General features: G+C 69.3%; 7 protein-coding genes. 1 reads left to right on the forward strand and 6 read right to left on the reverse strand.

Annotation, left to right across the window (positions count from 1 at the left end):
• From IE249_RS16050 to IE249_RS16070, 5 genes are all read right to left on the reverse strand, one after another.
• Window positions 1-748: rod shape-determining protein (locus IE249_RS16050; RefSeq protein ID WP_229858601.1), on the reverse strand; the 748-nt coding region annotated here is incomplete at its 3' end.
• Between the two features lie 281 nt (window positions 749-1,029).
• Window positions 1,030-1,443, reverse strand: a complete 414-nt coding sequence (gene ndk / locus IE249_RS16055; protein ID WP_030345080.1) for a nucleoside-diphosphate kinase — start codon at window positions 1,441-1,443, stop codon at window positions 1,030-1,032.
• A 65-nt stretch (window positions 1,444-1,508) separates the two neighbouring features.
• Window positions 1,509-1,877 (reverse strand): DUF4233 domain-containing protein, encoded by a 369-nt coding sequence (locus IE249_RS16060; RefSeq protein WP_189705515.1) that lies wholly within the window; start codon window positions 1,875-1,877, stop codon window positions 1,509-1,511.
• A 6-nt stretch (window positions 1,878-1,883) separates the two neighbouring features.
• The gene (gene folC, locus IE249_RS16065; RefSeq protein ID WP_189705516.1) at window positions 1,884-3,368 is read right to left on the reverse strand and encodes a bifunctional tetrahydrofolate synthase/dihydrofolate synthase; all 1,485 of its coding nucleotides are present in this window, start codon (window positions 3,366-3,368) and stop codon (window positions 1,884-1,886) included.
• 134 nt (window positions 3,369-3,502) lie between these two features.
• On the reverse strand, window positions 3,503-6,127 hold the full coding sequence (locus IE249_RS16070) for a valine--tRNA ligase (protein WP_189705517.1): 2,625 nt from the start codon (window positions 6,125-6,127) through the stop codon (window positions 3,503-3,505).
• Between the two features lie 136 nt (window positions 6,128-6,263).
• On the opposite strand from IE249_RS16070, the gene IE249_RS16075 reads away from it, so the two are divergent.
• The gene (locus IE249_RS16075) at window positions 6,264-7,247 is read left to right on the forward strand and encodes a hypothetical protein (protein ID WP_189705518.1); all 984 of its coding nucleotides are present in this window, start codon (window positions 6,264-6,266) and stop codon (window positions 7,245-7,247) included.
• Window positions 7,248-7,302: 55 nt separating this feature from the next.
• Here the strand turns inward: IE249_RS16075 and clpX are convergent.
• The coding region (clpX, locus tag IE249_RS16080; RefSeq protein ID WP_229858604.1) for an ATP-dependent Clp protease ATP-binding subunit ClpX at window positions 7,303-8,533 on the reverse strand (1,231 nt) is incomplete at its 5' end.

Below are 8,533 nucleotides of genomic sequence, written 5' to 3' on the forward strand. Positions count from 1 at the left end.
TGGCCTTGCGGACCTCGGCGGCCGAGATGACGACGGTCTTGGGCAGTCCGGAGACCAGGTCCCGGCCGCGGATCTCGGTGTGCTCGTCGGAGTCGAGGTCGTACGCCGAACCGATCGTGATCTTGATCTGCTCGGCCGTCCGCTCACCCAGCAGGAGGCTGTACTCCTTCTTGACGTGCTGGATGATCGCGTTGTCCAGCTCGTCGCCCGCGACGCGGATGGACTGGGCGGTGACGATGCCGCCGAGCGAGATGACCGCGACCTCCGTGGTGCCGCCGCCGATGTCCACCACCATGTTGCCCGTGGCCTCGTGGACCGGCAGGCCGGAGCCGATGGCCGCGGCCATGGGCTCCTCGATGATGTGCACCTGCCGGGCGCCGGCCTGGGAGGAGGCCTCGATGACGGCGCGGCGCTCGACGCCGGTGATGCCGGAGGGCACGCAGACCACGACCCGCGGACGCGCCAGGTACCGCCGCTTGTGGATCTTCAGGATGAAGTAGCGGAGCATCCGCTCGGTGATCTCGAAGTCCGCGATGACGCCGTCCTTGAGCGGACGCACGGCCACGATGTTGCCCGGGGTGCGCCCGATCATCTTCTTCGCCTCGGCGCCGACCGCGAGGATGCCACCGGTGTTCGTGTTGATCGCGACGACGGACGGTTCGTTGAGTACGATCCCGCGACCCCTGACGTACACCAGCGTGTTGGCGGTCCCGAGGTCGACAGCCATGTCACGGCCGATGAACGACATTGAGTTCCCCATCAGGATTCGTCTGGCCTTCCCTGGGAGCTTTTGAGGGCATTTCAGGTACGGCGAGGTGGGTGCTGTGACGTGAAGGCTTCCATCGTAGACGCGCCTGCACGAACACTGCGCGAGGGTCTTCGCCATTGTCAGCAGATGGCGTACCGCCTCGCTTGTGGAGACGGTCCATCGGGGGCACGCGTTCCCCCGATCGGCATCGCATATGCGGCAGGGCGGCCGGGTATGTGCGGCCGCCCCGTGCAGGTGCGGAATGATCGACTGACGGTATGTCAGGCACGACCCGGGAAGAAGATCTTCACCTCGCGCTCGGCGGACTCCTCGGAGTCGGAGGCGTGGATCAGGTTCTCCCGGACGATCACGCCGTAGTCGCCGCGGATCGAGCCGGGCGCCGCCGCGATCGGGTCGGTCGGACCGGCCAGGGCGCGCACGCCCTCGACGACCCGCTCGCCCTCGACGATCATGGCCACGACCGGGCCGGAGGACATGAACTCCACCAGCGGCTCGTAGAAGGGCTTGCCCTTGTGCTCGCCGTAGTGCTGCTCGAGGGTGTCCTGGTCCAGGGTGCGCAGCTCCAGCGCGGTGATCTGCCAGCCGGCCTTGCGCTCGATACGGCTGATGATCTCGCCGGTCAGGCCACGACGGACGGCGTCGGGCTTGAGGAGGACGAGGGTGCGCTGGCTCACGGGAGACTCCTTCTCCTTACAGGATGTGCGGTGGGACGAGGTTACAGGGCGTGTCCGCGCCCCTGTCACGCAGCGTCAGCCGGAGCGGAGCCGGAGGCCTCGGCGGCCTGCGCCGCGAATCTCGCCTTCGCCTCGTCGACCTTCCGCCCGAAGTGCACCGAGGCCCACCACAGCGCCGCGAACACCGCGCCCATGAAGTACATCGTCGGCACCACCAGGCCCGAGGCGATCAGCGCGATCTGCAGGGCCCAGCCGAGCGCGATGCCGCCGGGCCGGGTGAGCATGCCGCACAGCAGCACGCACAGCAGCATCGCGATGCCGCTGACCGTCCAGACCGCGGTCGTGGACAGTCCGGGGTCCTTCATCGCGACCAGGGCGGCGAAGCCGATGACGAAGAACTCGCCGATCAGGGTCGAGGAACAGAGCGTACGCAACGGAAGTCAGCCCTTCCCGAGAAGCAGCCGTGCCTCACCGACGGTGATGACGGACCCGGTGACCAGCACACCGCCACCGGCGAACTCGCCCTCCTCCTCGGCGAGCGTGATCGCGGCCTCCAGCGCGTCCGGCAGCCGCGGCTCGACCTGGACGCGCTCCTCGCCGAACACCTCCACCGCGATTGCGGCCAGCTCGTCGGCGTCCATGGCTCGGTGGCTGGAGTTCTGCGTGACGACGATCTCGGCGAAGACCGGCTCGAAGGCCTCGAGGAGACCGCGCACGTTCTTGTCGCCGCTGGCCCCGACCACGCCGATCAGCCGGCTGAAGTCGAAGGCCTCCTGGACCGCCTCGGCGGTCACCCGCGCGCCCGCCGGGTTGTGCGCGGCGTCCAGCACCACGGTGGGCGAGCGGCGCACGATCTCCAGCCGGCCCGGCGAGGCCACCGACGCGAACGCCTTGCGCACCGCGTCCACGTCCAGCGGCTCGGCGCGCTGCGCGCCGACCCCGAAGAACGCCTCCACGGCGGCGAGCGCCACGGCCGCGTTGTGCGCCTGGTGGGCGCCGTACAGCGGCAGGTACACGTCCGTGTACTCGCCGCCCAGGCCGCGCAGGGTCAGCAGCTGTCCGCCCACGGCGACCTGCCGGGAGACGACCCCGAACTCCAGCCCCTCGCGAGCCACGGTCGCGTCGGCCTCGACGGCCTTCTTCAGCAGCACCTGGGCGGCGTCCACCGGCTGCTGGGCCATGATCACCGTGGCGCCCTGCTTGATGATGCCGGACTTCTCCCCCGCGATCTCCCCGGGCGTGGAGCCGAGCCGGTCGGTGTGGTCCAGGTCGATCGGGGTCACGACGGCGACGTCGCCGTCGATGACGTTGGTGGCGTCCCAGCTGCCCCCCATGCCGACCTCGACGACGGCCACGTCCACCGGCGCGTCCGCGAAGGCCGCGTACGCCATGCCGGTCAGCACCTCGAAGAAGGACAGCCGGTACTCCTGCGAGCCGTCGACCATCTCGATGTACGGCTTGATGTCCCGGTAGGTCTCCACGAACCGCTCGGCGGAGATCGGGGCGCCGTCCAGGCTGATCCGCTCGGTGACCGACTGCACGTGCGGGGAGGTGTACCGGCCGGTGCGCAGTTCGAAGGCGCCCAGCAGAGCCTCGATCATGCGGGCGGTGGAGGTCTTGCCGTTGGTGCCGGTGATGTGGATGGAGGGGTACGACCGCTGCGGCTCGCCCAGCACGTCCATCAGCGCGGCGATCCTGCTGACCGAGGGCTCCAGCTTGGTCTCGCCCCAGCGGCTCGCGAGGTCCGCCTCGACCTCACGGAGAGCCTTGTCGACCTCCGGGTCCTCGGGGCGGGCGGGCACATCTGCCTGCGGCGGGCCGCCCTGCGTGCGGAGGGTTCGGCTGCCGGCCTCGATGGCCGCGAGATCGGGGTCACGGGTGGTCTCTTCCGCGATGATCTCGTCGAAGGGGTCGATTTCACTCACAGGGCCAGTTTAGGGGTGCGCCCACTGAGGAGGGTGGCTGGTCCTGGCCGGCGGGCGCGGGTGGTCTGCGGCTGGTCGCGCCCACGGGGGCGGAGCCGCATGTCGATGCGGCTCCGCGCCCCTTTTGAGGTCGGCTACTGCTGGGGCAGGCGGTCCAGCTGGGACTGGATCCTCGTGATGTCCTCCTCCGCCTTCGCCAGGCGGGTGCGGATCTTCTCCACCACCTGGTCCGGGGCCTTGGACAGGAACGCCTCGTTGCCCAGCTTGGCCGCGGCCTGGGCCTTCTCCTTCTCGGCGGCGGCCAGGTCCTTGGCGAGGCGCTTGCGCTCGGCGGCCACGTCGATCGTGCCGGACAGGTCGAGTGCGACCTCGGCGCCGGCGACCGGGAGGGTCGCGGTGGCCGTGAAGGACTCGCCCTCCGGCTGGAGGCGGAGCAACTGGCGGATGGCCGCCTCGTGCGGGGCCAGCGCGGTGCCCCCCAGCGTCAGCCGGGCCGGGACCCGCTGACCAGGCTGGAGGCCCTGGTCGGCGCGGAAGCGGCGCACCTCGGTGATGACCGACTGGAGGGTCTCGATCTCCCGCTCCGCGTCCGCGTCCCGGAAGCCGCTGTCGGCCGGCCAGTCGGCGATCACGACCGACTCGCCGCCGGTCAGCGTCGTCCACAGGGTCTCGGTGACGAAGGGAACGACCGGGTGCAGCAGCCGCAGCGTGACGTCGAGGACCTCGCCGAGGACCCGCTTGGAGACCTCGGCCGGCTCGCCGCCCGCCTGGAACGTCGTCTTGGACAGCTCGACGTACCAGTCGAAGACCTCGTCCCAGGCGAAGTGGAAGAGGGCGTCGGAGAGCTTGGCGAACTGGAAGTCGTCGTAGTACGCGTCGACTTCGGCGACGACGGAGTTCAGTCGGGACAGGATCCAGCGGTCGGTGGCCGACATCCGGGAGGCGTCGGGCAGCGGGCCGTCCACCGTGGCGCCGTTCATCAGCGCGAAGCGGGTGGCGTTCCAGATCTTGTTGGCGAAGTTGCGCGAGCCCTGGACCCAGTCCTCGCCGATCGGCACGTCGACGCCGGGGTTGGCGCCGCGGGCGAGGGTGAAGCGCAGGGCGTCGGAGCCGTACTTGTCCATCCAGTCCAGCGGGTTGACCGCGTTGCCGAAGGACTTCGACATCTTCTTGCCGAACTGGTCGCGGACCATGCCGTGCAGGGCGATGGTGTGGAACGGCGGGGTGCCGTCCATCGCGTACAGCCCGAACATCATCATCCGGGCGACCCAGAAGAAGAGGATGTCGTAGCCGGTGACCAGGACGGAGTTCGGGTAGAACTTCGCGAGCGACTCGGTCTGCTCGGGCCAGCCGAGGGTGGAGAAGGGCCACAGGCCGGAGGAGAACCAGGTGTCGAGGACGTCGGTGTCCTGGTGCCAGCCCTCGCCGCTCGGCGGTTCCTCGTCGGGGCCGACGCAGACGACCTCGCCGTCCGGGCCGTACCAGACCGGGATGCGGTGGCCCCACCACAACTGGCGTGAGATGCACCAGTCGTGGAGGTTGTCGACCCAGTCGAAGTAGCGCTTCTCCATCTCCTGGGGATGGATCCTGACCTTGCCCTCGCGGACCGCGTCACCGGCGGCCTTGGCCAGCGGGCCGACCTTGACCCACCACTGCATCGACAGGCGCGGCTCGATGGTGGTCTTGCAGCGCGAGCAGTGGCCGACGGAGTGGACGTAGGGCCGCTTCTCGGCGACGATCCGGCCCTCGGCGCGCAGCGCGGCGACGATGGCGGAGCGGGCCTCCAGACGGTCCAGGCCCTGGAAGGGGCCGTGCGCGGTGATGACGGCGTGCTCGTCCATCACGGCGATGGACGGCAGGCCGTGGCGCTGGCCGATCTCGAAGTCGTTCGGGTCGTGCGCCGGGGTCACCTTGACGGCGCCGGTGCCGAACTCGGGGTCGACGTGCTCGTCGGCGACGACCGGGATGGAGCGGTCGGTCAGCGGCAGCTTGATGAGCCTGCCGACCAGGTGCTTGTAGCGCTCGTCCTCGGGGTGAACGGCGACGGCCGTGTCGCCGAGCATGGTCTCGGCGCGGGTGGTGGCGACGACGATGGTGTCGTCACCCTCGCCGTACTTCATGGAGACGAGCTCACCGTCGTCGTCCTGGTACTCGACCTCGATGTCGGAGATCGCGGTCAGGCAGCGCGGGCACCAGTTGATGATGCGCTCGGCGCGGTAGATCAACTCGTCGTCGTAGAGCCGTTTGAAGATGGTCTGGACGGCCTGGGAGAGACCCTCGTCCATCGTGAAGCGCTCGCGGGACCAGGCGACGCCGTCGCCGAGGCGGCGCATCTGGCCGCTGATCTGGCCGCCGGACTCGCCCTTCCACTGCCAGACCCGCTCGACGAACGCCTCGCGGCCGAGGTCGTGGCGGGACTTGCCCTCCTTGGCGAGCTCGCGCTCGACGACGTTCTGCGTGGCGATGCCGGCGTGGTCCATGCCGGGCTGCCACAGCGTCTCGAAGCCCTGCATGCGCTTGCGGCGCGTGAGGGCGTCGATGAGGGTGTGCTCGAAGGCGTGCCCGAGGTGCAGGCTGCCCGTGACGTTCGGCGGGGGGATGACGATGGTGTACGGAGGCTTGTCGCTCTTGGCGTCCGCCTCGAAGTAACCCCGCTCCACCCAGCGCTCGTACAGCGGCCCCTCTACGTCGGCCGGCGCGTACTGGGTCGGCAGTTCGGTGTCGGGCGCTGGTGGCTGCTGCTGAGCGTTCTCGGTCACGGGGTCAGTTTAGAGGTGTCACGGCGCCGTCCCGAACCGCATTTGTTCTGTAACGGTGCACACCCCGATGCCGTGGGCCCGCGGTGCCTGCGCCAGGATGTCAGGAACACATAAGCATCTGGAGGGGAACCCAGTAATGAGCTACAACCAGCCGGGCCCGTACGGCGGGCAGCCCCAGCAGCCCGGGCCGTACGGCGGCGGCCAGCCGCAGCCTGGCCCCTACGGCCAGCCGCCGCAGGCACCGCCCGCCCAGCCCGGCTACGGCTACCCCCAGCAGGCCCCTCCGCCCCAGCCGCAGCCCGGTTACGGCTATCCGCAGCAGCCTCCGGGTGTGCCGCCGCAGCCCGGTGCCCACGGCCAGCAGCAGCCGCCGTACGGCCAGCCCCCGTACGGCCAGCAGCCCTACGGCGCGGTGCCCCAGCCCCCGGCGCCGGGCGGCGGCAAGAAGAAGACCGGCCTCGTCATCGGCGCGGTCGCGGTGGTCGCGGCGATCGCGGTGGGGGCGTACTTCGTACTCTCCGGGAGCGGCAGCAGCTCGGTCGCGGACGACGGCCCGCACAAACTGATCACTCCGGCGACGGTGCTCGGCGGCCAGTACAAGAAGGGCGACAATTCCGGCGACGACGGAATGAGCAAGTCGGACCTCAAGGACGCCGAGGGCTGGGGTGTGAAGAACCCCAAGGACGTCAACGCGAACTACCAGTCCGGGGACAAGAGCAACCCGCTGAGCATGAAGCAGCTCACGTTCGGCGGCGTGTACGGAACCATCGACGATCCCGGGAAGGCCGTCGACAACATGTTCGCGTACATGAAGAGCAAGCAGGAGAAGGAAGGCACCAAGGACGGAGAGCTCCTCGGCAGCCCCAAGGCCTACAACCCCAGTGGGCTCGACGGAGCCGTCCTCAAGTGCCAGTCGCTCAAGGTGGAGATGGGCTCGTCGGCCGGGTCGACCGGTCCCAAGGACATGACGATGCCGGTCTGCATCTGGGGCGACCACAGCACTCTCGGTCTGGTGATGCCGGTGGACTTCGCCTCGGCGATGACCGGCAAGGCCAGCACCCCCGAGGACGCGGCCGACATCGCGGCCAAGCTGCGCAAGGACGTGCGCGTCAAGGCCTGACCGAACACGGAGAGGGGCCCGGCGCACGGCGCCGGGCCCCTCTCCGTTCGCTCGGTTACGCCGTCTTCTGCTCGCCCGGGCCCCGCCCCCGGGCGTCCCTCGGGATGAGGGTGGGGTTGACGTTGGAGTGGACGACGTCGGCGGTGATGACGACTCGGGCCACGTCCTTGCGGGAGGGCACCTCGTACATCACCGACATCAGGACCTCCTCCATGATGGCGCGCAGACCGCGCGCGCCGGTCTGGCGGAGGATGGCCTGGTCGGCGATGGCCTCCAGCGCCTCGCGCTCGAAGTCCAGCTCCACACCGTCGAGTTCGAAAAGACGTTGGTACTGCTTCACCAGCGCGTTGCGCGGCTCGACGAGGATCTTCAGCAGGGCCTCGCGGTCGAGGTTGTGGACCGAGGTGATGACCGGGAGGCGGCCGATGAACTCCGGGATCATGCCGAACTTGACCAGGTCCTCGGGCATGACGTCCTCGAACTGGTCCTTGGCCTCGAGCTCCCGCTTGGAGCGGATCGTCGCGCCGAAGCCGATGCCCTTGGCTCCCGCGCGGCCCTCGATGATCTTCTCCAGGCCGGAGAAGGCACCGCCCACGATGAACAGCACGTTCGTCGTGTCGATCTGGATGAACTCCTGGTGCGGGTGCTTGCGGCCGCCCTGCGGCGGCACCGAGGCCGTGGTGCCCTCGAGGATCTTCAGCAGGGCCTGCTGCACGCCCTCGCCGGACACGTCACGGGTGATCGAGGGGTTCTCGCTCTTGCGGGCCACCTTGTCGATCTCGTCGATGTAGATGATCCCGGTCTCGGCCTTCTTGACGTCGTAGTCGGCCGCCTGGATCAGCTTCAGGAGGATGTTCTCGACGTCCTCGCCCACATAGCCGGCCTCGGTCAGCGCGGTGGCGTCGGCGATCGCGAACGGCACGTTCAGCATCCGTGCCAGGGTCTGGGCGAGCAGGGTCTTGCCGGAGCCCGTGGGGCCGAGCAGCAGGATGTTGGACTTGGCCAGCTCGATGGCGTCCTCGCGGCCCTGGCCGCCGCCGTTCTCCCCGGCCTGGACCCGCTTGTAGTGGTTGTACACCGCGACGGACAGCGCCTTCTTGGCGGCCTCCTGGCCGACCACGTACCCGTCGAGGAACTCGTAGATCTCGCGGGGCTTGGGCAGCTCCTCCCAGCGCACCTCGCTCGTCTCGGCGAGCTCCTCCTCGATGATCTCGTTGCAGAGATCGATGCACTCGTCGCAGATGTACACACCGGGCCCTGCGATGAGCTTCTTGACCTGCTTCTGG

Origin of the sequence: Streptomyces anandii JCM 4720, assembly GCF_014650655.1 — a bacterium.
Classification (GTDB): domain Bacteria; phylum Actinomycetota; class Actinomycetes; order Streptomycetales; family Streptomycetaceae; genus Streptomyces; species Streptomyces anandii.

Excerpts from the sequence above, each read along its gene's own strand:
- IE249_RS16075 (WP_189705518.1), top strand. The coding sequence starts at position 6,264 with ATGAGCTACAACCAGCCGGGCCCGTACGGCGGGCAGCCCCAGCAGCCC.